The sequence below is a fragment of the Acidimicrobiales bacterium genome, from assembly GCA_040219085.1.
GTDB lineage: Bacteria > Actinomycetota > Acidimicrobiia > Acidimicrobiales > JAVJTC01 > JAVJTC01.
The window spans coordinates 19780-43583 of sequence record JAVJTC010000002.1 but is presented as its reverse complement, the minus strand read 5'-3'; the positions used below and the strand labels follow the sequence as shown (position 1 = coordinate 43583).

23 protein-coding genes are annotated in these 23804 nt (G+C 70.1%); 7 read left to right on the top strand and 16 right to left on the bottom strand.

The genetic code is table 11. The features are described from left to right. Positions 1 to 666 (bottom strand): hypothetical protein, encoded by a 666-nt coding sequence (locus tag RIE08_00255; protein ID MEQ8716018.1) that lies wholly within the window; start codon positions 664 to 666, stop codon positions 1 to 3. A 121-nt stretch (positions 667 to 787) separates the two neighbouring features. Between RIE08_00255 and RIE08_00250 the strand changes: the two genes are divergently transcribed. Genes RIE08_00250 through RIE08_00230 form a run of 5 tightly spaced genes read left to right on the top strand, consistent with a single transcriptional unit; the run spans position 788 to position 5602 of the window. Continuing rightward, positions 788 to 1498: a response regulator transcription factor gene (locus RIE08_00250; GenBank protein ID MEQ8716017.1), complete on the top strand. Its 711-nt coding sequence runs from the start codon at positions 788 to 790 to the stop codon at positions 1496 to 1498. Continuing rightward, positions 1495 to 2874, top strand: a complete 1380-nt coding sequence (locus RIE08_00245; GenBank protein MEQ8716016.1) for a HAMP domain-containing sensor histidine kinase — start codon at positions 1495 to 1497, stop codon at positions 2872 to 2874. Before RIE08_00250 ends, RIE08_00245 begins: the two co-directional genes overlap by 4 nt. A 37-nt stretch (positions 2875 to 2911) precedes the next feature. Then, positions 2912 to 3592, top strand: a complete 681-nt coding sequence (locus RIE08_00240) for a response regulator transcription factor (GenBank protein ID MEQ8716015.1) — start codon at positions 2912 to 2914, stop codon at positions 3590 to 3592. A 1-nt stretch (position 3593) separates the two neighbouring features. After that, positions 3594 to 5009 (top strand): HAMP domain-containing sensor histidine kinase, encoded by a 1416-nt coding sequence (locus tag RIE08_00235; protein ID MEQ8716014.1) that lies wholly within the window; start codon positions 3594 to 3596, stop codon positions 5007 to 5009. Next, entirely contained in the window at positions 5006 to 5602 is a 597-nt protein-coding gene (locus tag RIE08_00230) for a GerMN domain-containing protein (protein ID MEQ8716013.1), read from the top strand. Before RIE08_00235 ends, RIE08_00230 begins: the two co-directional genes overlap by 4 nt. A gap of 3 nt (positions 5603 to 5605) precedes the next feature. Here RIE08_00230 and RIE08_00225 read toward each other — a convergent pair whose 3' ends face one another. Continuing rightward, complete coding sequence (locus RIE08_00225; GenBank protein ID MEQ8716012.1) at positions 5606 to 6634, bottom strand: ATP-dependent 6-phosphofructokinase; 1029 nt, start codon at positions 6632 to 6634, stop codon at positions 5606 to 5608. A gap of 93 nt (positions 6635 to 6727) precedes the next feature. Here RIE08_00225 and glpK point away from each other — a divergent pair, with 93 nt between their 5' ends. Continuing rightward, positions 6728 to 8194 carry a glycerol kinase GlpK gene (gene glpK, locus RIE08_00220; GenBank protein MEQ8716011.1) on the top strand — a complete coding sequence of 489 codons (1467 nt, stop codon included), beginning with the start codon at positions 6728 to 6730 and terminating at the stop codon, positions 8192 to 8194. Positions 8195 to 8221: 27 nt separating this feature from the next. On the opposite strand, the gene RIE08_00215 is transcribed toward glpK, so the two are convergent. The 10 genes from RIE08_00215 to RIE08_00170 are packed head-to-tail and all read right to left on the bottom strand — an operon-like array spanning position 8222 to position 17834. Next, complete coding sequence (locus RIE08_00215; GenBank protein MEQ8716010.1) at positions 8222 to 9406, bottom strand: aminotransferase class I/II-fold pyridoxal phosphate-dependent enzyme; 1185 nt, start codon at positions 9404 to 9406, stop codon at positions 8222 to 8224. Between the two features lie 54 nt (positions 9407 to 9460). Further along, positions 9461 to 10399 carry an ROK family protein gene (locus RIE08_00210; GenBank protein MEQ8716009.1) on the bottom strand — a complete coding sequence of 313 codons (939 nt, stop codon included), beginning with the start codon at positions 10397 to 10399 and terminating at the stop codon, positions 9461 to 9463. Continuing rightward, entirely contained in the window at positions 10396 to 10656 is a 261-nt protein-coding gene (locus RIE08_00205) for a hypothetical protein (protein ID MEQ8716008.1), read from the bottom strand. The genes RIE08_00210 and RIE08_00205 overlap by 4 nt, the downstream gene beginning before the upstream one ends. Further along, the gene (locus RIE08_00200) at positions 10653 to 11885 is read right to left on the bottom strand and encodes an ArsA family ATPase (protein MEQ8716007.1); all 1233 of its coding nucleotides are present in this window, start codon (positions 11883 to 11885) and stop codon (positions 10653 to 10655) included. Before RIE08_00200 ends, RIE08_00205 begins: the two co-directional genes overlap by 4 nt. 26 nt (positions 11886 to 11911) lie before the next feature. After that, positions 11912 to 12364 (bottom strand): SRPBCC family protein, encoded by a 453-nt coding sequence (locus tag RIE08_00195; protein MEQ8716006.1) that lies wholly within the window; start codon positions 12362 to 12364, stop codon positions 11912 to 11914. Between the two features lie 4 nt (positions 12365 to 12368). After that, complete coding sequence (locus RIE08_00190) at positions 12369 to 12869, bottom strand: hypothetical protein (protein MEQ8716005.1); 501 nt, start codon at positions 12867 to 12869, stop codon at positions 12369 to 12371. A gap of 41 nt (positions 12870 to 12910) precedes the next feature. Further along, positions 12911 to 14023, bottom strand: a complete 1113-nt coding sequence (locus tag RIE08_00185) for a glycosyltransferase family 4 protein (protein MEQ8716004.1) — start codon at positions 14021 to 14023, stop codon at positions 12911 to 12913. Beyond that, positions 14020 to 15153, bottom strand: coding sequence for a tRNA epoxyqueuosine(34) reductase QueG (gene queG, locus RIE08_00180; GenBank protein MEQ8716003.1), 1134 nt, complete (start codon positions 15151 to 15153; stop codon positions 14020 to 14022). Before queG ends, RIE08_00185 begins: the two co-directional genes overlap by 4 nt. A gap of 59 nt (positions 15154 to 15212) precedes the next feature. Continuing rightward, positions 15213 to 15437 (bottom strand): hypothetical protein, encoded by a 225-nt coding sequence (locus RIE08_00175; protein ID MEQ8716002.1) that lies wholly within the window; start codon positions 15435 to 15437, stop codon positions 15213 to 15215. Between the two features lie 45 nt (positions 15438 to 15482). Then, complete coding sequence (locus RIE08_00170; protein MEQ8716001.1) at positions 15483 to 17834, bottom strand: ATP-binding cassette domain-containing protein; 2352 nt, start codon at positions 17832 to 17834, stop codon at positions 15483 to 15485. A 74-nt stretch (positions 17835 to 17908) separates the two neighbouring features. On the opposite strand from RIE08_00170, the gene RIE08_00165 reads away from it, so the two are divergent. Then, positions 17909 to 20899 carry a DUF6777-containing protein gene (locus RIE08_00165; GenBank protein ID MEQ8716000.1) on the top strand — a complete coding sequence of 997 codons (2991 nt, stop codon included), beginning with the start codon at positions 17909 to 17911 and terminating at the stop codon, positions 20897 to 20899. Here the strand turns inward: RIE08_00165 and RIE08_00160 are convergent. Genes RIE08_00160 through RIE08_00145 form a run of 4 tightly spaced genes read right to left on the bottom strand, consistent with a single transcriptional unit; the run spans position 20896 to position 23787 of the window. Next, on the bottom strand, positions 20896 to 22314 hold the full coding sequence (locus RIE08_00160) for an NYN domain-containing protein (GenBank protein MEQ8715999.1): 1419 nt from the start codon (positions 22312 to 22314) through the stop codon (positions 20896 to 20898). The genes RIE08_00165 and RIE08_00160 overlap by 4 nt on opposite strands. Beyond that, entirely contained in the window at positions 22227 to 22469 is a 243-nt protein-coding gene (locus RIE08_00155; GenBank protein ID MEQ8715998.1) for a hypothetical protein, read from the bottom strand. Before RIE08_00155 ends, RIE08_00160 begins: the two co-directional genes overlap by 88 nt. 17 nt (positions 22470 to 22486) lie before the next feature. Beyond that, positions 22487 to 23533, bottom strand: a complete 1047-nt coding sequence (trpD, locus tag RIE08_00150) for an anthranilate phosphoribosyltransferase (GenBank protein ID MEQ8715997.1) — start codon at positions 23531 to 23533, stop codon at positions 22487 to 22489. Beyond that, entirely contained in the window at positions 23530 to 23787 is a 258-nt protein-coding gene (locus RIE08_00145) for a WhiB family transcriptional regulator (GenBank protein ID MEQ8715996.1), read from the bottom strand. The genes trpD and RIE08_00145 overlap by 4 nt, the downstream gene beginning before the upstream one ends. Positions 23788 to 23804: the final 17 nt, after the last annotated feature.

The window sequence follows — 23804 nt, the reverse complement described above, 5'->3', positions numbered from 1 at the left end:
TCAGCTTCCGCCGCCGCCGATGCCGGCGAGGATCGAGTCGCACGCCTCGAGTGCGGCCGAGACCGCAGGGTCGTCCGCGTCGACCCCGTAGAGCCCGGCGATGAACTCGAAACGGTCGGCATCAGCATTCGAGCCCGCACCACTGAGGTCTCCGGCGGCGAGGTCCACGTCGCCCACATCGAGCCCCTCGTCGCGCAGACACTCACCGTGGTTCACGACGGCCTCCTGGAGACCGTTCACGAGCGTTCCGAGCTGACCACCGAACGTGACGTCGGCGATCAGCGGCGAGCACGCGACGAAGGCCTCACCCAGGGCACCGCTCTGGAGATCGAGACCGAGCAGCCCCTCGATCGAGAACGTCATCAGTCCATCCTGGGCGACCTCGGGGTCCGGGAACCCCTCGACGCCACCCTCGCGCATGCACTGCGAGAACTCGAGCGCCGACTCCTCGTCCGAGCGCGCGGGTTCGGCCCCGTCGTCGGTCGCCGCCGCGTCGGTACCGCCATCGTCGGAGGCGCCGTCATCTGTGAGCGTCGCGACGGCGTCGTCATCGTCGCCGCCGCCGCCGCAGGCAACTGCCAGCAACGCCAGGGAGGCGACGACCGCGAGCAGCACGGTACGTCCGCTGCGGCGCCGGGACTCGGACTTGTCATTCGACGGAACCATGGAAACCTCCTGGGGGACTCCTCGCGATGATCGCCCACGGAGATGATCGCGACCTGAGATGATTCTGAAGAGATCCTGAAGCCATCGCGGGCGCGATCCGATGCCGTCGTAGCATCCGGTCATGGCCACCTCCCCGGATCGGTCCACATCGTCGGTGATCCTCGTCGTCGAGGACGACCGGGGTGTGCGCGAATCACTGGGTGTGGTCCTCACCCACGAGGGCTACAGCGTCGAACTCGCCGAGTCCGGAGAAGCCGGCCTCGCCGTTGTCGACGCCGTGCGCCCCGACGTCGTGGTCCTGGACCTCAACCTCGGCGGAATCTCGGGGCTCGACGTGTGTCGCCGCCTCCGTGACCGCGACGACACCGTCCCGGTCCTCATGTTGACCGCCCGTGACGACATCGCCGACCGCGTCGCCGGTCTCGACGCCGGAGCCGACGACTACCTCACCAAACCGTTCGCTCTGGACGAACTCCTCGCGAGGGTCCGCGCGATGCTGCGCCGCCGGGAGGTCCCGCCCCCGGCACCCGGCGCGGTCGGCCGGATCGGTGATCTCGTCGTGGATCCGGCGACCCGCCGGGTCCGGCGTGGTGACCGCGAACTGACGCTGACCAAGATCGAGTTCGATCTCCTCGCCCTCCTGGTGGCCAACGCGGACGTCGTGTTGAGCCGCGACCTCATCTACGACCGCATCTGGGGCTACGAAGAGGACCTCGCGTCGAACTCCCTCGAGGTCTTCATCTCCGCACTGCGACGCAAGACCGAAGAGGCCGACGAGCCCCGACTTCTCCACACGGTGCGCGGCGTCGGCTACGTGGCACGCGAACCATGAGCCTTCGCGTCCGGCTCGTGCTCGTCGTCGGTTCCATCGTGGCCGTCACGGTCGCAACCGTGGCGGGGACGGCCTGGTGGCTGGCCACGCGCGAGATCCGCGAACCGACCGACGACCTGGTGGACGGCAGGATCGCTCTGCTCGTGGACGGCGCCGTCGACGCCGGCATCGACGCGACCGCATCCGGTGCCGCTCTCGAGACCATCCGGGTCCAGTTCGATCTGGACCTACTCGTCAGGGAGCTGTACCTGCAGTACCTCGACGAGTCGGGTGAACCGGCCAGCACTGTCGTGTTCCCCGTCAGCGAGACCGACCGGGCGATAGCGCGCGGGGAGGTCGCCGAACCGGTTCGGCGGACGGTCACCGTCGACGGCACGGAACTGCGCGTCGTGACCGCACCGATGCCGGGTGGAGCGGTCAGCCTGGGCGAGGACGTCACCCAGTCCGAACGGGCGATCGACGACCTGCGCAACCAGTTGCTCGTGGCGGGTGGCATCGGCGTCCTGGCTGCCGCGGCGATCGCACTGGTCGTCGCACGACGGATCGCCCTCCCCGTCGCCCGGGTTGCCGACGCCGCCGAGCAGCTCGCTGCGGGCAGGGACGCGCCGGGCAGAATCGAGGTCGACGGAACCGGTGAGATCGGCCGCCTCGCCGAGAGCTTCAACCGGATGCTGAGCGCTCTCGAGGTCTCGCGTGAACAACAACGACGTCTGGTCGCGGACGCGAGCCACGAGCTGCGGACCCCGCTCACGAGCCTGAGGATGAAGATCGAACACCTCGGGCGGAACCCGGACCTCGCTGACGACAGCCGTCAGGCGCTCCTCGACGACGCGGTGACGGAATTCGTTGCGCTGAGCGACCTGGTCAACGAGCTGGTCGTGCTCGCCACCGACTCGGGCGAGATCGAAGAGCAGCCCGAGACCGTGCCGCTCGGTCGTCTCGTCACGGCGACGGCCGAGCGTGCGGCGCGCCGCACGGGCCGTAGCATCGAGGTACAGGCCACCGACGCGGAAGTCGAGCTACGACCCCGCCTCGTCGACCGCGCCCTCGCCAATCTGCTCGACAATGCAGACAAGTACAGCCCGGAGGGCGAGCCGATACGGGTCGTCGCCACCGCAGGACGCATCGAGGTCCATGACCGCGGGTCCGGAATCCCCCTCGGCGAGCGTGACGCCGTGTTCGACCGCTTCTACCGCGGACCCGGATCGCGCAACCGCACGGGCAGCGGAATCGGGCTCGCGATCGTGCGCCGCGTGGCGGAACTCCACGGGGGTGAGGTGTTCGTCGGAGGCCCCCCTGAAGGCGGTGCGGTGGTGGGTTTCACGCTCTCCGGAGACGACCGACCACCGTCGGACGCCGACGATGGGGCACAATGATCAGCGATCCCCGACCAGATCGCCGGAGAACGCCCGAGTGGGAACCCGCATCCTGACAGTCGAAGACGACGAACGCATCCGCACCGTCGTCGCCCTGGCCCTCGAGGACGAGGGCTGGGAGGTCGCAGAGGCCGAGTCCGGCGAGGACGCTCTCGCCTCGTTCAAGAAGGACCCCGCCGACGTCGTACTCATCGACATCATGCTCCCCGGCATCGACGGCTTCGAGGTCTGCCGGTCGCTGCGGCGCGTCAGCGACGTCCCCATCGTCATGGTCACCGCCCGTGCCGACACCCATGACGTCGTGGCGGGCCTGGAAGCGGGTGCCGACGACTACCTCACCAAGCCTTTCGCTCCCAAAGAACTCTCCGCGCGGATCCGTGCCCTGCTCCGGCGGGCCCGTCCGACGGATCCCGAGCTGACCCAGATGCGGTTCGGGAACCTCGAGATCAGCCCCGACGAGGGCCGCGTGGCCGTCGACGATGAAGAGGTCCATCTCACCAAGACCGAGTTCCGTCTCCTCGTCGAACTCGCTTCCAGCCCAGGCCGCGTCTTCAGCCGCGAGGTACTGCTCGAACGGGTCTGGGGCTACGGCTACTTCGGCGACGGTCGCCTCGTCGACGTGCACATCCGCCGGCTGCGGATGAAGATCGAGGGGGACCCGGCGAACCCCGACCACGTGGTCACCGTCCGCGGGCTCGGCTACAAGCTCCAGGGCTGAATTGGCCGACTCGACGCCGACGTGGCGCTTCGGCCTCCGCCGGCGGATCACCCTGGCCTTCGGCCTCGGCGCACTTCTCCTGTCGATCATCTTGTCGGTGCTCACCTACTCGCTGACGCGCGACAACCTCGTCAGCCGACGCGAGGAGACGGCCCTCGTACGGGTGGGTAACAACGCGGTGAGGGTCAACGCGCAGCTGCGGGGCGACACACCACTCGAGACCGCCCGGGCCCTCGTCGAGAGCCTCAACACCGCGGGCGGCTCGCTGCCCGTCCTGCGGATCTCCGACCAGTGGATCCCCGCCAACCCCGTCGAGTTCACCCAGGCCGAGATCGACCCCCAACTGCTCACGCTCGTGGTCGACCAGTCCACTCCAGCCCAGATGCGTTACCGCCAGCGCGAGGCCCCCTTCCTCGTCATCGGGGTCCCGCTGCCAGACCCGAATCTCGACGCGGACTACTTCGAGGCCGTCCCGCTCGACGACATCGAAGAGACGCTCGACTCGATGCTGCTCGCCCTGCTGGCCGGCGCAGCCGTCACGACGCTCGCCGGATTCGCCCTCGGGACATGGTCCGGTCGCCGGGCGCTGCTGCCCCTCTCCGACATCTCCGAGGCTGCAGAGTCGATCGCCGCAGGCGACCTCAGCACACGGCTCAGCGCCGAGGACGACATCGACCTCGAGCGGCTGTCAGCGTCCTTCAACCACATGGCCGAGGCGCTCGAGAACCGGATCGAACGCGACGCCCGTTTCGCGTCGGAGGTCAGCCACGAGCTGCGTTCGCCGCTCATGACACTCACCGCCTCGGTGGAGATCCTCCAGAGCCGCCGCGACGAGATGCCCGAACGCTCCCGCACCGCGCTCGATCTGCTGTCCTCGGACATCACCCGGTTCTCCCAGCTCGTGGAAGACCTCCTCGAGATCTCGCGCTACGACGTGGGCACGGCGCGCCTGCACGCAGAGCCGCTCCAACTCGACGAGGTCGTACGGTTCGCAGTCGACGCCTCGGGACACCACGACGTGGGCGTCATGACCTCGGTCGGCGCCGAGAATCTCGTCGTACTGGGCGAGAAGCGCCGTCTGGCGCAGGTGATGACGAACCTCCTCGACAACGCCGACAAGTACGGGGGCGGGGCCACCGCCGTACACATCTCCCGGAACGGGCCGTCTGCCACCATCGCCGTCACCGATGAGGGCCCGGGTGTCCCGGCTGAGGAGCGCGAGATCATCTTCGACCGGTTCTCGCGCGGCCGTGAGGGGGGCAGACGCGGCATGGGAACGGGCTCGGGCCTGGGTCTCGCACTCGTGGCCGAGCACGTCCGACTCCACGGCGGAACCGTCCGGGTGGATGACCGCGTCGACGGCCTACCGGGCGCACGCTTCGTCGTCGAACTCCCGATACACGGCGGGTCGGAATGATCCGCGCACCGCGACGACTCGCCGCGATGGGCGTCTGTCTCGCCTGCGGCCTGGCCGTGTGGGGCTGTGGTGTGCCCGACGACGGCGCACCGCGCACCATCATGGAGTCGGCTCTGCCGGCCGAGATCACCGACCCACCCACGACCACGTCGACGACGGCCGATGTCGCGACGTCCGTCATCGAGATGTTCCTCCTCGACGACGACCGCCTCGCGGCCGTCCCACGTGAGGTCATCCGGCCCGTCGAGGCCGCCGCCGTCCTCGAACAGCTCCTCGTCGGTCCGAGCGAGGAGGAACGCGCCGGCGGCCTCACGACACAACTGTCGTCGGGGTGGGAGCTGCGCAGCGTGGACCTCGCCGGGCGCACGCTCGTGATCGACCTCGGCTCGGAGACGATCGAGGTACTCGAGGGCCAGACCCAACGTCAGGCGATCGCCCAGATCGTCTTCAGTGCGACCGCCCTGGCGGGGGTGGACGACGTCCTCATCCAGATCGGCGGAAACCCCCGCCCTCTCCCCACCGACGATGGCGAGGCCGACGGCGCGACACCGGTCGACCGTGACGACTACCGCTCCCTCGAGCCGACAGGCTGAGGCTCACGCGAAGAAGGCCTGAGCACACCGCCAGAGGTCGGGGTCGACAGTCTTGAGGTGGGCGACGGCCTCGGCGAGCGGAATCCGCACGACCTTCCCGCTGCGTAGCGCGACCATCGAGCCGAAGTCTCCAGCGTGCACCGCGTCGATCGCCTCGATTCCGAACCACGAACACAGGACCCGGTCGTAGGCCGACGGCGTACCGCCCCTCTGGACGTGACCGAGGACCGTCACGCGTGTCTCGAAGCCGGTACGACGCTCGATCTCGTCGGCGACGAGCGAACCGACGCCACCGAGGCGGATGTGGCCGTACTCGTCGTGTTCGGGATCCGGGACGTCCATCGTCCCCTCGATGGGGCGCGCGCCCTCGGCGACGACGATCACCGATGCGAACCGCCGCTCGTGGCGACGCCGGAGTCGCTCGGCGACCTCTTCGATGTCGAAGGGCTCCTCGGGCACCAGGGTCACGGTGGCTCCACCCGCGATCCCCGCCCAGGTGGCGATGTGCCCGACGTGGCGGCCCATGACCTCGACCACCATCACGCGGTCGTGGGACTCGGCGGTCGTGTGCAGGCGGTCGATGGCATCGGTGGCGATCTGAACCGCGGTCTCGAAACCGAAGGTCATCTCCGTGCCACCGATGTCGTTGTCGATGGTCTTGGGGACCCCCACCACGTTCGCGATGCCCTCGTTCTGGATGCTGTTGGCGCACGACAGCGTGCCCTCGCCACCGATGACGATCAGTGCGTCGACCTCGCGGCCCGACATCACCGTCCTGACGCGTTCAGGGCCGTCCTCGAACATCCACGGGTGGACCCTCGAGGTGCCCAGCACGGTGCCACCGCGCGGCAACGTCCCACGCATCCGACTCACCGAGAGCTCTTCGAAGTCGTCGTCGAGGACACCCCGCCAGCCGTCCCGGAACCCGAGTACCTCGTCGCCGTAGTGACGTTCCGCTTTACGGACCACGGCGCGGATGACCGCGTTCAGGCCCGGGCAGTCACCGCCGCCGGTCAGGACGCCGACTCTCATCTTCTCCTCCGTCGGGTGGGGGTCGCGAGGATCGCGGCCAGTCTTGCAGGTCCCACGCCGGACTCCACCGGGTCGTCGCATTAGGGTCGGAACATGGCAATCGTGATCGCCATCGACGCCGGAACCACCGGGATCCGCACCATCGCGTTCGACGAGGACGGCCAACTCGTGGACTCCGCGTACCGCGAGTTCACCCAGCACTTCCCACGTCCGGGCTGGGTCGAACACGACGCCGACGAGATCTGGACCACCGCGGTCGCAACCCTCGCCGAGGTCATCGGCCGCTGTGACGGTCCGGTCGCCGCCATCGGCATCACGAACCAGCGCGAGACCGTCGTCGCCTGGGACCGCTCCACCGGCCGACCGCTGCACCGCGCCATCGTGTGGCAGGACCGCCGCACCACCCGGCGCTGCGACGAACTCTCCGAGGCCGGACACGTCGATCTGATCCGTTCGACCACGGGCCTCGTCACCGATCCGTATTTCTCGGCCACCAAGTACGAGTGGCTCCTCGGTCCCGGCGGAGTCGTCCCCGACGCCTCCCTCGCGCTCGGCACCGTGGACTCCTGGCTCACCTGGAAGCTCACCGGCGAGTTCGTCACCGAACCCTCCAATGCATCGCGGACCATGCTGTTCGACATCCGCGCGGGCCGGTGGTCGCCACAGCTGTGCGACCTGTTCGGCGTGAACGAGGCGATGCTGGCCGAGGTGCGACCGTCCTCGGGGGTGTTCGGTCACACCCGCGACGTCGCAGGCGTCGCCGACGGCGTTCCCGTCGCGGGGATCGCCGGAGACCAGCAGGCGGCGCTGTTCGGTCAGGTCTGTTTCGAGCCGGGTGAGGCGAAGAACACCTACGGGACGGGGTCGTTCGTGCTGATGAACGTCGGGTCGACCTGTCCCGAGCCGGTGGACGGCCTGTTGACCACGGTCGCGTGGGACCTCGACGGAACCCTCACCTACGCGCTCGAGGGCGCCATCTTCGTCACGGGTGCCGCGGTGCAGTGGCTCAGGGACGGCCTCGGCATCATCGGGGCCGCGTCCGAGCTCGAGGCCCTCGCCCTGTCGTGCGACGACACCGGCGGCGTGATGTTCGTACCCGCCTTCACCGGCCTCGGCAGTCCCTGGTGGGACCCCCGCGCACGCGGCACGATCGTCGGCATCACCCGCGGGACCGGCCGCGCGGAACTGGCACGCGCCGTCGTGGAATCGATGGTGCATCAGACACGTGACGTCGTGGACGCCATGACGACGGCATCGGGCCACGACGTCACGGCCTTGCGCGTCGACGGCGGAGCGTCCGCGATGGGCCTTCTCCTGCAACTGCAGGCGGACCAGCTCGGGGTGACCGTCGAGCGGCCGAAGACCGCCGAGACCACCGCGCTCGGCGCCGCCTACCTGGCCGGGCTGGCCGCCGGGGTCTGGGATTCACCCGACGACGTCCGCTCGCGCTGGGCGCTCGACGTGTCCGTATCCCCGGCGCAGGACCGAACCGGGGTGGACGAACGCCACGACCGGTGGCGCGAGGCCGTCAGCAGGTCACGCGACTGGGCCGTCGACTGAGTTGGCCGACCAGTCGACCGGGTCGGATCAGTCCGTGCCGTCGAGCTTCTCGAGGGTGCGCCGCAGGTTCCGAACGCCCTGTTTGATCCGGTGCTCGTTCTCGATGAGAGCGAACCGCACGTGGCCCTCGCCACCGGGCCCGAAGCCGACCCCGGGCGAGACCGCGACCTTCGCCTCACGAACGAGGTAGGACGCGAACTCGACGGATCCCATGTCCCGGTAGGGCTCGGGTATCGGAGCCCAGACGAACATCGTCCCCTTGGGCTTCTCGATCTCCCACCCGATGCGGGACAGGCCCTCGCACAGCGCGTCGCGGCGTCCCTGGTAGATCTCGTTGACGAGCTTGGGGTGGTCCGGTGCCTCGTTGAGCGTCACGGTCGCGGCTATCTGCACGGGCTGGAACATGCCGTAGTCGAGGTACGACTTGAGCTTGGCCAGAGCCTGGACGACCTCCCGGTTGCCGGCGAGGAAAGCCATGCGCCACCCGGCCATCGAGAACGACTTGGTCATCGAGTACAGCTCGACGGCGACGTCCTTGGCCCCTTCGACCTGCAGGATCGACGGGGGGCGGTAGCCGTCGAAGCCGATGTCGGCGTACGCGAAGTCGTGCACGATGATCACTTCACGTTCGCGGGCGAAATCGACCACACCCTTCATGAAGTCCAGGTCGACACAGGCAGTGGTCGGATTGTGCGGGAACGACAAGATGATCGCCCGCGGCCGCGGCCACGAGTACTCGAACCGCTCGCAGAGAGTGCCGAACATGTCTGCACCAGTGGAAAGCGGGATCTCACGGACCTCGGCGCCCGCGAACAGGGGGGCGTAGAGGTGGATGGGATATGACGGCGACGGCACGAGCACGGCGTCACCGGGCTGGGCGAGAACCCACATCAGATGCGACAGGCCCTCCTTCGCGCCGATGGTGTTGATGACCTCGGTCTCGGGGTCGAGATCGACACCGAAGCGGTGCAGGTAGAAGTTGGCGATGGCCTCGCGCAGCTTGGGAAGGCCCCGGCTCGACGAGTAGCGGTGATTGCGCGGATTGTGTGCGGCCTCGGTCAGCTTCTCCACGGCGATCTCCGGCGAAGGCAGGTCCGGATTGCCGAAGCCGAGGTCGACGATGTCGTCTCCCTGCCGTCGCCCTTCGACCTTCAACGAGTCGATGATGGTGAAGACGTACGGCGGGAGGTTCGTAATGCGGCGAAACTCCATGTTCACACCGTACCGACCCCTCCCCCCGGCGTCGCGGCACCCCGGAGGTCGGGCTCAGATCACGCTGCGCGCGAGCATCGCGGCGCCGAGCGCACCGGCGATGTCGCCGTACGCGGCCGGGACGACCGCGGGCGCCGGTCGGTGGTCCCGCTCGATCATCGTCGCGTCGATCTCGCGCCTGACCGCAGCGAAGAACGGCGGACCGATCTCGACCAGTCCCCCGCCGATGACCACGACCCCGGGGTCCAGGGTGAGGACGAGCGCCTCCACTCCGACCCCGATCCATCGCGCGACCTCGTCCAGCAGCGACAGCGCGACGGGGTCACCGTCGCGGGCCATCGCCGCCACGTGTTCGCTGCGGATCGCGTCCACCTCGCCCGCAGCGACACGGATCGCTTCCGCATCTCCCGTCGCGGCGGCGCTCCGGGCCATGCGCGCCAGCGCAGTGCCCGACGCCATCTGTTCCCAGCACCCCCGTCGGCCGCACACGCACTCCGGGCCGTCCGGGACGATGCGCATGTGCCCGACCTCCCCGGCGAATCCGTTCTCGCCCCGGGCGAGTCCACCGTCGCGGATGACCGCCGCGCCGATTCCGGTGCCGAACGCGACGAAGACGCCGGTCGACACACCGACGGCTGCACCCGACGTCAGCTCGGCGAACGCGGCTGCATTGGCGTCGTTGTCGACGACGACGGGGACCCCGAGCGCGGCGCCGAGTTGCTCTCGTAGCGGGAACTCGACGAATGCCGCGATGTTGGGCGAGGTGCGTACGACTCCGAGCCGATCCACGAGACCCGCACAACCCACCCCGACGGCACCCGGCCCCCCGGGGACCAGTTCGGTGGCGAGTCTCACGATGCCCTCGACGATCCGATCGGCGTGTTCGGGACGTTCCATCCGCAGCTCGCGGTCCACCGTCGCGCCCGCCCCGATCGTGACCGCGCGCAGCGACGTGCCTCCGATGTCGACACCGACGACGGGCGCGTCCCTCACGAGATGTCGACGCGGCGCAGACCGCCGCCTGCGGCACCGTCGTCGCGTGAACCACGGCCGGGACGCCCCTGCGCCTCGAGATACGCCCCGACCACGGCGGCCAGTGCCGCAGCGGCGCGCCGGGCCTGGTCGGGATCGGCCAGCGTCGCCTCCGCCGCGTCGAGAAACGACCGGGCCGCCGCGATCAGTTCGAGTCCCGCCGCCTGGAGGTGGGCGACGCCGTCGAGGGCATCGCCCAGGGGGTCCTCCCCGCTCACCGTGCGGCCATCGCGGTCGGCGATTCCGCGAGGGACCCGGGAGCGCCGAAACGGACGGTCAGGACGGCTCCGTCGAGCTTCGCTCCGGTCACCTCACGTGAGACCAGCGATGCGGGAAGGGCGAGGTGACGTCGGTGGGGACCGACCGAGACGACGAGATCGTCGCCGCGGCGAGCGGCGGCGAGATCCCCGCGCTCGACGAACGGCAGTGTCATCCGCAGTCGGGCGTGGTCACCGAGCACAGTCACGTCGAGGGAGTCCGCGTGGCTGAGTCGGTCGAGCGGGTCGTGCCCGCTCCACAGGGTGGCGCCCAGTTCTCCGACGACGGCGGTGCCGACGAGCTCACGCGGGTCGAACCCGCACGGCAGGATCGGCAGCGGCCCGAACAGGCCTCCGAGCGACTCCACGACGTCGTGTTGGCGCGTACGCCATTCGTCGAGACCACCGACATCGAGGTCCCGGTCCAGCACACGGTTGACGATCACGGCGTCCGGGGCGTAGCCGAACAACGAGAGGTACGTGTGGGTCCTTCGGGACTCGGCGATGACAACGGATTCGGCGTTGACGACGAGTCTGATCCTCGTGACGTCCGGGTCGCTCAGTAGCGCGTGGACCGCGCCGAGATCCCGGTGCAGGCCCGCCACTCCGTCGAGCACGGCCTCACCGGCGACGGGCATGTCGGTCAGGCGACCGAGCACCGGGGCGACCGCACGGTTGACCGCCCGGCCGACCGGGAACAGGCGCTCCATGTAGGACGACAACACGTTGGGCAGCGACAGCAGCCGGACCGTCTCCGCGGAGGGCCCGCAGTCGACGACCACCACGTCGAAGTCCCCGCTGGTGGCGTGACGACGGATGTCGGTGAGCGCGAACACCTCGTCGAGCCCGGGGAGCACGGCGAGTTCCTCGGCTTCGAGACCCGAGGCACCCGCCCAGCGGAACATCTCCACGAGCCAGGCGCGTACGACCTCCCACGACGACTCCAGCCGGCGCCGGGCATCGAGCTGCTGCGCCCAGAGATCCGGTGCAACCGCCGTCGGCTCGGGGTCGATCCGCTCACCGAGGACGTCGCCGAGCGAATGGGCGGGGTCGGCGGACAGGACGAGGGTGCGGGCGCCGGCCGCGGCGCACCGCAGCGCGGTGGCGGCCGCGACGGTCGTCTTGCCGACACCCCCCTTGCCCGTGAAGACCAGGATCGACGCGGGATCCGGTGTCGCGGCATCACCCACGGCGGCGAGCGGACGCCCGCCCGCCGTCATCGGACCTGTGCCTCGACCTGCGTGCGGAGCTGCTCGAGGGCGGACCGCATGATGCGGGCCTCGGCCCGCCTCTTCACGAAGCCCGGCAGTGGGACGACGATGTCGGCGACCAGGTGGTAGCTGACGAGCGTGCGGTCGTTGTCACCTTCGACCGCCTCGAAGAGGTACTCGCCGTCGAGTTGGCGCGTGACGTCACCCTCGACGAGCTTCCAGGCCATCCGCAGCGGATTCGAGCCGTAGAAGTACTGCAGCGTGTACGTGGTCGACCGGCCCATCGCCGCCGCCCGGAAGCACACGAGACCTCCCCGACCGTCGTCGTCGCGCCGCAGCACGGCGACCTCCTTCACGTCACTGGCCCACGTGGGGTAGTGCTCGAAGTCGACGGCCACCGCGAAACACCTCTCGGGCGGTGCGTCGATGATGGTCTGTTGGGTTGCCTGCTCCGACATCGGGTCAGTCTCCGGGAACGGCCGGCGGTGCCGGCGGAGGCCGTGGTGGCCTCTTGTGGTCGAGCTTGTCTCGCTTGGCGAACGAACCGTGGCCGGCGGCCCACAGACCGCCGAGCCCCAGCCCGAACAACGGCGCGAGGATACCGAACGCCAGCGAGGTGAAGGGTCGGATGCTCGCGGTCGTGAACGCGACCGTCAACTGGATGCCCAGTGCGGCGGCGAATCGGAGCCGTATGGGAAGGGCGACCGTCCCGGCGCCGAACCACACGCCGGCGACCGAGACCACCTCGAGACGCGACCGCTCCACGGCCGCAGCGAACGTGATCAACATGACGATCATGCCGATCGCGAAGAGGGCGAGCGCGGCGATGACACCGGTCAGGCGGAAGGTGTCGGGGGCGACGGTCGCGGCGACGGCGGTGACGGTGAAGACACCCGTTCCGACCCAGTTGGCGACGAGGGTTCCCCGGCCGTCCATCGTGTCGGGGACGAGAAGGCGGCGCACGGGGTCCAAGGATGCCAGGACGGGGCCGCGACGGCGAGACTTCAGTCCAAGACTGTCGCCAGTCGGCGGACCAGGACGTCGTAGGAGAACTCCTCCACGGCGCGGCGCCGGGCCGCTTCGCCCATGGCCGCCCGCCGCGCGGGGTCGTCGAGCAGGTCGGCGACGATGGCGGCCACCGCCGGAGCGTCCCGCGGCTCCGCGGCGATGATCCCGGTCTCGCCATCGGCCACCGCCTCGGCGGCGCCACCACTGCGGCCGGCGACCTGGGCGATCCCGGCGGCCGCCGCTTCGAGGAACACGATGCCGAATCCCTCCTCCTCCATGCCACCCCAGCGGCTGTGGCACAACATGACGAAAAGGTCCGCCATCCCGTAGACCGCCGGCAGGTCGGCGTCCGCCACGCGCCCGAGGAAGCGGACCGGTGCGTCGAGGCGCGCCGCGAGCCGCCGCAGACGACCCTCGTCGCGGCCACGTCCGGCGATCACAACCTCGAGGTGCGGGCGCGTCGGAGCGAGCCGCGCGGCCGCTTCGATCAGGACGTCCATCCCCTTTCGGCGCACGAGTCGCGACACGCTGACGACGACCTCGGCGTCCTCGCTCACGCCGAGGCGCCGGCGCGCCGCCGCGCGTCGGCTCTGGTCGAGAGGCACGAAGCGCCCGACGTCCACACCGGGTGGCACATAGGTGGCCTCCACCGGGTGTCCGACGAGCCGCTCGGCCTCCCCGTGGGCGTAACCGGAGGCGGACACGACGAACGACGCCTCCTCCACGGTGCGGGCGAGGGTCCTCCCGAGGATCGGAAGGCGTGCCGGCACGGTGACCTCCGCCCCGTGCAGAACCACACCGTAGGGAACCGACAGCGACGGGCCGGAGACGCCGATGGGCATCGCCGGGTCGAACAGGACCGATGCCGCCCCGATCTCCGCGGCCAGTGCGTCGATACGCCGGATCTGCGCCGGGGTGGGCAGCAGCCAGCCCTGGTCGGCGCGGACGACGCGATACCGCTGGGCCGCATCGAAGGCCTCGGCATCGTCGTGGGGGGTGGTGTAGACCGCGAAGGAGTCCGCCGGGAGTCGTCGCCACAGCTCCCACAGGTAGTTCTGGATCCCCCCGATCTTGGGCGGGAAGTCGTTGGTGACGAGCAGGTGGGTCATGGTGGTCCCACAGCGAGATCGGGACGCACAGCCACGTCCGCGGACATCTCCGATGCGACAGGTCCGTCCGCGTCCGGCGCCGGAACCAGTTCCGACACGAGGTGCCCCAGACCGAGGCGGCGGGCCGCCCATACGGCGTGGGCGACGATGATCTCGTCGGGGGAACCCAGCGCGGCACGCAGGACCGTGATCACCGACGGGTCCGTCGGGTCGCCGACGTTGCCGAGGACGACTAGGGCGTTGCGGCGCAGGTAGCGCGGCTCACGGCGGGGGATGTACCACCGGCCGTACGAGGCCAGCAGCGTCTCGTCATCGGCGGCGAGCATCGCCACGACGTCCGTGGTGCTCACGGCATCGGCCTCGGCCTCCGGTGCGCGTCCGAGCTCCACCCGGCTCGGCGGGCAGACCTCCTGACAGTCGTCACAGCCGTAGATCCTGTCGCCGAGCGCAACCCGCTGCCAGGCGGGGATGACGCCGGTGTCCTGGACCGTCCACGCGAGGCACCGGCGGGCATCGACCACGCCCGGTGCCACGATGGCATCGGTGGGGCACGCACCGTCCATGCAGCGACGGCACGGGCCGCAGCCGTCGCCCAGGCGCCGGGACGGGGCCAGTTCCGCGTCCGTCAGTACCGCGCCGAGGACGAACCAGCTACCCCGCCCCGGGAGCAGGACGTTCGCGTTCTTTCCGTACCAACCGATGCCGGCTCTGACAGCGGCTGCCCTGTCGACGAGAGCGTTGTCGTCGGCCAGGACGACCCCACGCCGACCTGCGTCGGCCAGACGGTCCGCGATCGCCCCGAGTCCGGCCCGCAGATCCGCGTAGTGGTCGCGCCAGGCGTACCGGGCGACCCGGGCCGACCCGGACGCCGCGCCGCCCGGGTCCGCCCGGGCATAGGACAGCGCGCCGACGACGAGCGACCGAGCCGAGGGCAGGGTCATCGACGGATCCGTGGACCGCTGTGGGTTGCGGTACGTGAACTGCATCCCCGCGTCGAGGCCCGCCGCGCGCCGTTCCAGGAGCACCGAACGCTCGCTCTCGAACACCGCCGCGTCGGCGAAACCGACCGCGGCGAGACCGGCGGCGCGTCCGATCTCCACCAGTTCGGCGGCGAGTTCGTCGGTGGGCACCCGACCATGGTGGCAGCGGGAAGGGCCCCGACCCCACGTGGAAGAGTTCGCGACGCCGCCTACATGGCCGCCGGGCTTCCACTGCGGGGTGGTTCCGGGCGGTGACGCAGGCGCGGCACGAGGCCGGCCCGGGCCAGCGAGTCCAGGGAACGCCACTCGGCGAGTTCGATCACGACCGCCTCCCCCGGGTCACGGTCGCAGATGAAAGACACCAGGCAGTCCCCGCAGGTGTCGGTGTGCTGGCGGACGCATGTGTCGCAGTCGATGACGAGGCTCTCGCTCATGGGATCGAACATACGCGCGGGGTGTGACAGTCCCCTCTCCGCGGATCAGACCGGGTCGAAGCGACGCAACAGGACACCGGCGACCACTGCGAAGGACGCCGCGATCACCCCCAACGCGGCGATGGACGTCAGCCATGTCCCTGGGTCGTGGTTCCAGCGCGGCTCACCCGTGTCGGGGTCCGCGATCGCTTCCAGACTCGGGAGCGGATCGGCCACGTCGATCGAACGCAGCTCACGGGCCAGACCGATGAAGGCCTGGAGCTCGTTCAACTCGATGGTCGACGCCCCTGCGGAGAATCCCCACTGTGCGCTGGCGGCATAGCTCATCTCGCGCAGGACCGGCTTGTCCGTTCCGGCGGGAAAGACGCCGGCCGAGCCCAACAGCGTCTGGATGACGACGATCGTCGGCAACAGCGCCAGAGCGGTGTTCGTCGAGTTCACGGCCGCCGAGACGGCCAGACCGAGCGCGACAGCGGCGATTCCCGTGGCCACGCCGGCGACGATCAGCTCGAGCATCGGCGATCCGAGCAGTACCGCATCGGGCGGGCCGTCCTGACGCAGCAACGCCAGCGGGATGAGCAGACACGCCTGGACGACCGTCGCGGCGCCGAGGACGAGCAACTTGGAGACGACGTACGCGGACAGCGACAGTCCGACGGCACGCTCGCGGACGAAGATCGGGCGTTCCTTCACGATCTCGCGGATGGAACCGGAGATGCCGATCTGGGTCATCGCGATGACGGGCATGAACCATGCCAGCGAGGCCGACGAGATGATGCGGAGCTCACCCTCGCCGATCCCGGAGAGCTCACCCGCGGGCAGACGCCACATGATGAACAGGCCGAGCGCCGGCGCGGCGCCGAACAGGATCACCAGCGACATCGGATCTCCGCGCAGCACGCGGGCATACCGTCTGACCAGCATCGACAGCTGGCGGCCCCACCGCTGACGTCGCACCACGACGTTGCGCTCCGAACCGCGGGGCGAATGGGAGTACGCCGTGAGCGGACCGGTCAGGAACCGCTCACCCAACTCGTCGTCGAGGAACCTCTTGCGGGCCGCCACCACCTCCACCGTGCTGAGGTGGCGGAAGACCTGCTGGTAGTCGTCCAGGCCGAACCATGACGTCGTCAGCTGCGGAGGTCCGAAGAACGCGGGGTGGCCACCCGGAGCGAGGCACAGGACCCGGTCCGCCAGGTTGAGGCTGTCGACGCTGTGGGTGACGACGATGACCGTCCGCCCGCTGTCCGCGAGCTCCCGGAAGAGCTCCATCATCGTCCGTTCGAGTCCGGGGTCCAGCCCCGACGTCGGCTCATCGAGGAACAGCAGCGACGGTCTCGTCAACACCTCGAGCGCCACGCTGACACGCTTGCGCTGACCACCCGACAGCCGCGCCACGCGCACATCCGCCCGTGCGGTCAGGCCGAGTTCCTCCATGACCTCGCGCACCCGCCTATTGCGCTCCGCGGCGCTGACATCGGGCGGGAACCGCAACTCCGCCTCATAGGCGATCGATTGCGCAACGGTCAGCTCGGGGTGCACGAGGTCGTCCTGGGGGACGAAACCGATCCGCGACCGGACATCGACGTCTGTGCCGTACAGGTCCAGCCCGCCGAAGAGCACCGTGCCCGTCGTGGGCTCTCTCAGCCCCGCGAGCGCGCCCAGCAGCGTCGACTTGCCCGCACCCGAGGGTCCCACGACCGCCAGCAGCGAACCGGCCTCGAGGGCGAAGCCCACGTCATGGACCAGGGTCGGCCCCTTCGGCACCGTGACCGTCACGCCGAGGGCCGCGAAATCCACCGCCCCGTCGGCCGCCGCCACCACGAGGGTGCCATCGCGGTACGTGAGCGAGCTACGTCCCACACCGACCAGATCCCGGTCCGCCAGCACGGCGCCGCCCTCGATCAGTCGGCCGTTGACGTACGTGCCGTTGTAGCTGCCGAGGTCCACCAGTTCGTGGCGACCATCGGGCCGCGTGCGCATCTCGGCATGACGCCGCGAGGCGAGCAGATCGTCGACGACGACATCGCAGCGGGTGTCGCGTCCGATCACGACCGTCCCGCCCTGGACGCGTCCAGCGGGCTCGGCACTGCGCGCCGCCACGACGATGCGCACCCACGGGCCTTCCTGGGGGTCACCGAGACGCAACACGGTCTCGGAGCCGGGGGCGAGAACGAGTTCACCGACCCGCTCGCCCCCGAGGAAGGTGCCGTTGCCCGAACCCGGGTCACGCACCACCCAGCCCGATCCGGTCTCCTCGAGAACCAGGTGCTCGCGCGACACGCGCATGTCGTCGACGACGACGTCGGCACCTGAATGACGGCCGACGCGAACCGGTCGCCCCTCGACGACGCCGGACCCTCCGCCGGCGGTGTGGACCTCGACCCCTGTCGCCACCCTCCGCACGCCTCCCCGTGGTGGTGTTCAATGGAGACCCTAGATCGCCGGGCGGACAGGAGGGTCCCTCCGCAATGACCGAGTACATCGGCAGGTACCGCACCGAACGCATCGTGGGCTCGGGAGCCTTCGCGACCGTGTGGCTCGCGCTGGACGAGACCCTCCAGGCGTGGATCGCCCTCAAGGTCCTCGCCGAGAACTGGGCACGCGACTCTGAGATCCGCAACCGGTTCCTCGAAGAGGCCCGGATCATGTGGAGAGCGGACTCCGACCACATCGTGCGGATCCACAACGTCGACGTCCTCGACGACGGCCGCCCGTACTTCGTGATGGACTACGCGGACCGGGGCAGCCTCGCGCTGCGGATGACCCAGAGGGCCGAAGCGGGCTACGGCTGGGGTGTCGACGAGGTGCGCTCGATCGGTGCGGACATGTGCCGGGGCCTCGAGGTCGCCCACTCGCTCGGTGTCGTACACCGGGACCTGAAGCCGGCCAACGTCCTCTTCCAGACGGAGCCCGAACATCGCGGGGAGCGCGAAGAGCGCCTCCTGCTCACCGACTTCGGTGTGGCCCGTTCTCTCGCCACCTCACGCGGGACGACCATCGCGACGGGGACCCCCCACTACATGGCGCCCGAACAGGCCGACGGTCAGGCCGACGAGCGCAGCGACATCTATTCCGCCGGTGTGGTGCTGTACCAGCTGCTCGCCGGGCGCGTGCCCTACGAGCACGGCTCCCTGCGCCAACTACTGCTCGCCCACCACACCGAGACGCCGCCGCGTATCGAGACGCTGCGCAACGACATCCCTCCGGCGCTCGCCGACACCGTCCACCGGGCGCTGAGCATCGACCCCGACGAGCGCATCGCCTCTGCGGCCGCACTGCGTACGGCCCTCGAAGGCGACCAGTCCGTGCCGCCGGTGACGTCGGGCGACGCGATGAACACGGTCGGACCGGCGACCTTCGCGGCCGTCGGCGCGTCCCAGGCAGCACCGGCCGCGGCAGCGGCCGTCGGAACACCTCCGGGTGACTCCACGGGCGGGCCACCGACGGACGGTCCGCCACCCACCGCCGCTACCGGCGACGGCGGTGGGGGCCGACGACGAGGCTGGTGGAAGGTGGTCGTGCCGCTCGTGCTGGTCCTCGGCGGACTCGGCGCGGCCCTCGCCATCATCGTCTCCTCAGGCGACGACGAGGGCGACGGGCCCGAGATCACCGAGCTGGTCGCCGAACCGATCGCGTCGGTCGGGCTCGACCCGTTCTTCCCGTCGCTCGTACCGAGCCTCCCGGATCTCGCGTCCCTCGACCTCCCGGAGCCCGGTGACATCGAGCTTCCGACGGGGCTGATCGACGAGCTGGGCGGATCCGTCGAACCGGCCGACATCGGCGACCTCGCCGAAGAGGTGCTGGAGGGTCTCAACCCGGGGATCGGACTCCCGACCGGCATCGATCTGCCCACGTTGGACATCCCGACCGTGGACGCACCCCCGTCGGGTGCGGCCTCGGGACCCACGATTTCGGGAGCCGCCCCCGGCCTGTACGGCGGGACGAACGTCATCGACGTCTGCAACCGCGGCCAACTCGTCGAGTTCCTGGCCGAGAACGCTGACAAGGCCGCAGCGTGGGCCGCAGCCCAGGGGATCACCGTCGACCAGATCCCGAGCTTCGTGGACTCGCTGACCGACGTCATCCTCCAGGTGGACACCCGGGTCACGAACCACGGCTTCTCCGGCGGCGTCGCCAACGCGATCGACTCGGTGCTCCAGGCGGGTACGGCGGTACTGGTGGACGACTTCGGCGTCCCGCGTGTGCGGTGCTTCTGCGGCAATCCCCTCCTGCCGGCCCGCGGCGAGATACCGGCCGACATCGGCGTGATCGGCGACACCTGGGACGGATTCGACGCCGCGACCGCGGTGGTCATCGCCGCGGTCGACGAGATCCCCGAGTTCGTCCTCGACGACGTCCTGAGCAACGTCGTGATCTTCCGGCCGCCGGGCGCCGACGCGGTCGACTCCACCCTCATCCCCACGGTTCTCGGCCCGAGTGGAGAGATCGTCACCGCGGTGCTCATCACCCCGGGCGCGGTCGTGAACTCCCTGGGGGCCGGCGAGACGTTCAGCACCGAGAGCGTCGAGGTCTCACTCGACCCGTCCGAGCTCGTCTGGCTGGCGATCAGTCGTGCCGAGGGCCTGGTCGACACGGAGACCGGCGTCGGCGGCCGCGACAGTCCCGACGGCTTCCCCGACATCGACTTCGCCGGGGTGGACGACCGGATCGTCGTGACCGTCACCGCACCGTCGGGGGCGGCGCGCACTGTGGAACTCGACGCCAATGACGCGTTCGCGGCAGCCACCGGCAACCAGGCCGTCCTGTACGGCACCTACCCGAGCGTGCGCGTGGTGACCAACACCGACTTCGACGCCGACCCGGCCGTGCCCACGTTCTCGCTCGTGCGTGAGACCGGAGAGCTGACGTCCTTCCTCGACGACGAGGGCCCCGGCACCTACACGTTCGAGTTCTCGTTCATCAACGACTTCACGACGGTGGGAGCGACACCGAGGCTGTCGATGCTCATCGGGACCGCCGGCACGGGTGGACCGACAACGACGCCACCACCCACACCGAACCCCACGGCGTCGCCGACGACCACCGACACACCGGCGATCCCGACCCCGACCGCCGACATCGTGCTAGGTGAGGGCGACGTGCAGGTCACCCTGCGCTGGACCGGTGACGCCGACCTCGACCTGTACGTCACCGACCCCACGGGAGCGGAGATCTCCTACTCCAACACCCCGGTCGACTCCGGCGGCCAGTTGGACGTCGACACGATCCCCGGCTGCGGCGTCGGTGCCGGCGGGCAGGTCGAGAACGTCTTCTGGCCGCTGGGAGCCGCGCCGCCCGGGTCATACAGCGCCTACGTCGACGTCTTCTCCGACTGCGGCAACTCAGACATCCCGTTCTCGCTGGAGATCCGCGTCGACGGCGAGGTCGTGGCCTCGACGGGCGGATCACTCGGCGGCGGTCAACAACAGTCCGAGACGATCGCAGCGGAGGTGAGCTAGCCGGGCTGTCGACCCAGCGCGCTCAGTAGGCGGTCACTGGACACGACCGTTGCGCCGACGGCGGCCACGCCGTCGCGGACCCTGTGGTCGTTCGACACGACGACCAGGGGCCGGTCGACAGGCACGGTGGCGGCGTCGGCGATGATCACGTCGTCAGCCTCGACCTCCTGGCTGGTGAAGCGCACCTTCACCCCCATCGACCGGCCGACCGTTGCGACCACACCGACATCGGCGCCGTCGAACACCACATCGAAGGCCGCACCGGTGCGCGCTGCGAGGGTCTCGAGGCCACCGATCAGCCGGTCACGGCGCGTCTCGAGATCGCCCTCGGGCCAGCCGAGCATCGCCACGTTGTAGCCGTCGACCATGACCAGGACGTGGGGCACGGCGAGGAAATGCGCCAACGCGTCGTCGCTGTCGGCGAACAGCCCGGCGGGAACGGGGATGGGCTGCCGGCGCCGCCTGGGCGCCGCGGCCACCGGCTCCGGAGCCTCCGGAACAGGTGGAGGGGAGACCAGCCGCGCCAGATCCTCGAGTGCCGCCGCCAGCCGTTGTGCGCCGGCGGTCGCCTCGCGGATCGAACCCGCGATCAGGCCGCGTTCGGGCCAGTCCCGGGCCTCTCCGGTCGGTGGTTGCTGGTCGGCTTCGTCCGCGACCGACGCCGACTCGACTGTCTGAGCCATCCGAGCCATCTCGGCCAGCTCCGCCGTGAGGCGGGCGATCTCGGCTTCGAGCTCGCGTTGATCGGCCAGGCGTCGATCGGCCAGGTTGCGTGCCCCGTCGAGATCCTGCACCGCTCTGGCGAGCTTCGCTTCGAGGGCGGCCACTTCGGCGGCGGCCTCCTCGACCTCCTCCTCGGATGCCCGGCGGCGGGCCCGCTCGGCGGTGAGCTCGTGAGCGGATTCCTCGAGGCCGGCGCGTGCCTCGTCCAGTTCGGCCTGGACCCGGTCCCGGGCGGCCTCGGCTGCCGCGAGTCTGCGACCGGCCTTCTTCGCGGTCTGGCTGATCTCGGCCTCACGTTCCGCGGCACGGCGCTCGTCGACCAGGCCCTCGTAGCGTTCCCGCCAGCCGTCGGTTCGCTCGAGCCACTCGCGGGCGGCGGGTGCGACCTCGTCGTCGGAGACCAGCGCCGCCACCTGGGCGCGCAGGTCGTCGTCTCGTTCGAGGACCTTCTTGACGCTCGCGAGAGCCTTGGGCGGAAACGTCGTGAAGCGCAGGAACGTCTTCAGCGCCGGGGGCGCCGAGCCGGCGCCGGAGCGTTCGGCGACGCGGGCCAGGTCCACCGCCGCCTCCAGCACCGGCCGGAGCAGGTCGACCTCGACGTCGCTCAGGTCCCTGACTCCCCCGGGCTCTCCGCCGCGACCGCGTCGTCCACCCGCACCACCGATGCGTCGGTACCGCACCAGCGACAACACACCGATTCGATGGTCTCGGACAGCACGTCGGTGCTCTCCACCTCGAGATCGCCACCGACCGTGTAGTGGTGGTACGCCCGGGTGCGACGGGTTGCGGTGATGTCGAAGCGGGTCAGGTTGCCGCACGCCGTGCAGCGGTAGCGGGGTTCGCTCACCCGGCCGAGGGTACCCGTCACCGCGCGACGCGGTTGGAGACCTCGACGAGCGACGCCAGTGCCGTGGCCGCCGCTCCCGTGTCGAGCGCCTGCTGCGCCCGGGCCATCCCGTCGCTCAGATCCTGCGCCACATCCGCGACGACAAGTGCAGCGGCCGCGTTCACGACCACGACGTCGCGGTGGGCGCCGGACTCACCGCTGAGCACGGCCCGCGCCGCTGCCGCGTTGACCACGGCGTCGCCGCCCCGCAGGTCCTCGATGCCCGCCGGCGCGAGACCCATCTCGGCGGGATCCAGCCGCCAGGTCGTCACCTGGCCATCGCGCAGTTCGACGACCTCGGTCGGCGCGCCGAGGGAGATCTCGTCGAGCCCGTCCAGTCCGTGAACGACCATCGCCCGCTGCGAGCCCGTCGCAGCGAGCACCTCAGCCATCTTCGGTGCCATCGCCGGGTCCGAGACACCCACCACCTGGCGCTGGACCAGCGCCGGGTTGGCCAGCGGTCCGAGGAAGTTGAACAGGGTGGGCACGCCGAGTTCACGTCGGGCCGGGCCCGCGTGGCGCATCGCCGGATGGAACCGTGGCGCGAGGCAGAACCCGATGCCCACCTCTTCGATGCATGCCGCCACACCGTCGGGTCCCAGATCGATGACGACGCCCAGTTCCTCCAGGACGTCGGCAGAGCCGCACGCGGAGGACTGCGACCGGTTGCCGTGCTTGCACACCCGACCACCGGCACCGACGACCACCAGCGCGGCGATCGTCGAGACGTTGATCGAATGGCTGCGGTCACCTCCGGTGCCACACGTGTCGACGAGACCGAGAACGGAGGCGTCGACGGGGACGTGGTCACCTTCGGCGCGCATCGCTTCGAGCACGCCGGTCAACTCGTCGACCGATTCGCCCTTCTGGCGCAGAGCGACAGCGAAGGCCCCGATCTGCACCGGGGTCGCATCGCCGGCGAGAATGGACTCGGCCGCAGCACGGGCGACCGCACGCGGCAGATCCTCGCCGGCCATGAGCCGACCCAGGACCCCGGGCCAGCCTTCGTGGTCGTCGAGACTCACCGGGCTCCGCTCGCGGCCACGGACCGGGCCTGCCGGCGGCGCCTCCGGATGATCCGACGCCGCTCGGCCTCGGTCGTGCCACCCCAGACACCGCTGGGTTCACGCCGGCTCAGTGCGTACTCGAGGCAGGTCTCCCGCACGGGGCACTCTCCACATATCGCCTTGGCCGGTAGGGCCTCTTCGTCGGTCGCCGGGTAGACGATCATCGCGTCGATTCCTCGACAGGCCGCGCCATCGCGCCAGTCCGGTTCCATCGCTGCCCTGCCTTGTG

Coding starts and splice junctions, on each gene's coding strand:
- glpK (MEQ8716011.1), top strand. CDS start 6,728: ATGGCAATCGTGATCGCCATCGACGCCGGAACCACCGGGATCCGCACC.
- RIE08_00225 (MEQ8716012.1), bottom strand. CDS start 6,634: ATGAGAGTCGGCGTCCTGACCGGCGGCGGTGACTGCCCGGGCCTGAAC.
- RIE08_00250 (MEQ8716017.1), top strand. CDS start 788: ATGGCCACCTCCCCGGATCGGTCCACATCGTCGGTGATCCTCGTCGTC.
- RIE08_00255 (MEQ8716018.1), bottom strand. CDS start 666: ATGGTTCCGTCGAATGACAAGTCCGAGTCCCGGCGCCGCAGCGGACGT.
- RIE08_00215 (MEQ8716010.1), bottom strand. CDS start 9,406: ATGGAGTTTCGCCGCATTACGAACCTCCCGCCGTACGTCTTCACCATC.
- RIE08_00185 (MEQ8716004.1), bottom strand. CDS start 14,023: ATGACCCACCTGCTCGTCACCAACGACTTCCCGCCCAAGATCGGGGGG.
- RIE08_00145 (MEQ8715996.1), bottom strand. CDS start 23,787: ATGGAACCGGACTGGCGCGATGGCGCGGCCTGTCGAGGAATCGACGCG.
- RIE08_00165 (MEQ8716000.1), top strand. CDS start 17,909: ATGACCGAGTACATCGGCAGGTACCGCACCGAACGCATCGTGGGCTCG.
- RIE08_00245 (MEQ8716016.1), top strand. CDS start 1,495: ATGAGCCTTCGCGTCCGGCTCGTGCTCGTCGTCGGTTCCATCGTGGCC.
- RIE08_00195 (MEQ8716006.1), bottom strand. CDS start 12,364: ATGTCGGAGCAGGCAACCCAACAGACCATCATCGACGCACCGCCCGAG.
- RIE08_00230 (MEQ8716013.1), top strand. CDS start 5,006: ATGATCCGCGCACCGCGACGACTCGCCGCGATGGGCGTCTGTCTCGCC.
- RIE08_00175 (MEQ8716002.1), bottom strand. CDS start 15,437: ATGAGCGAGAGCCTCGTCATCGACTGCGACACATGCGTCCGCCAGCAC.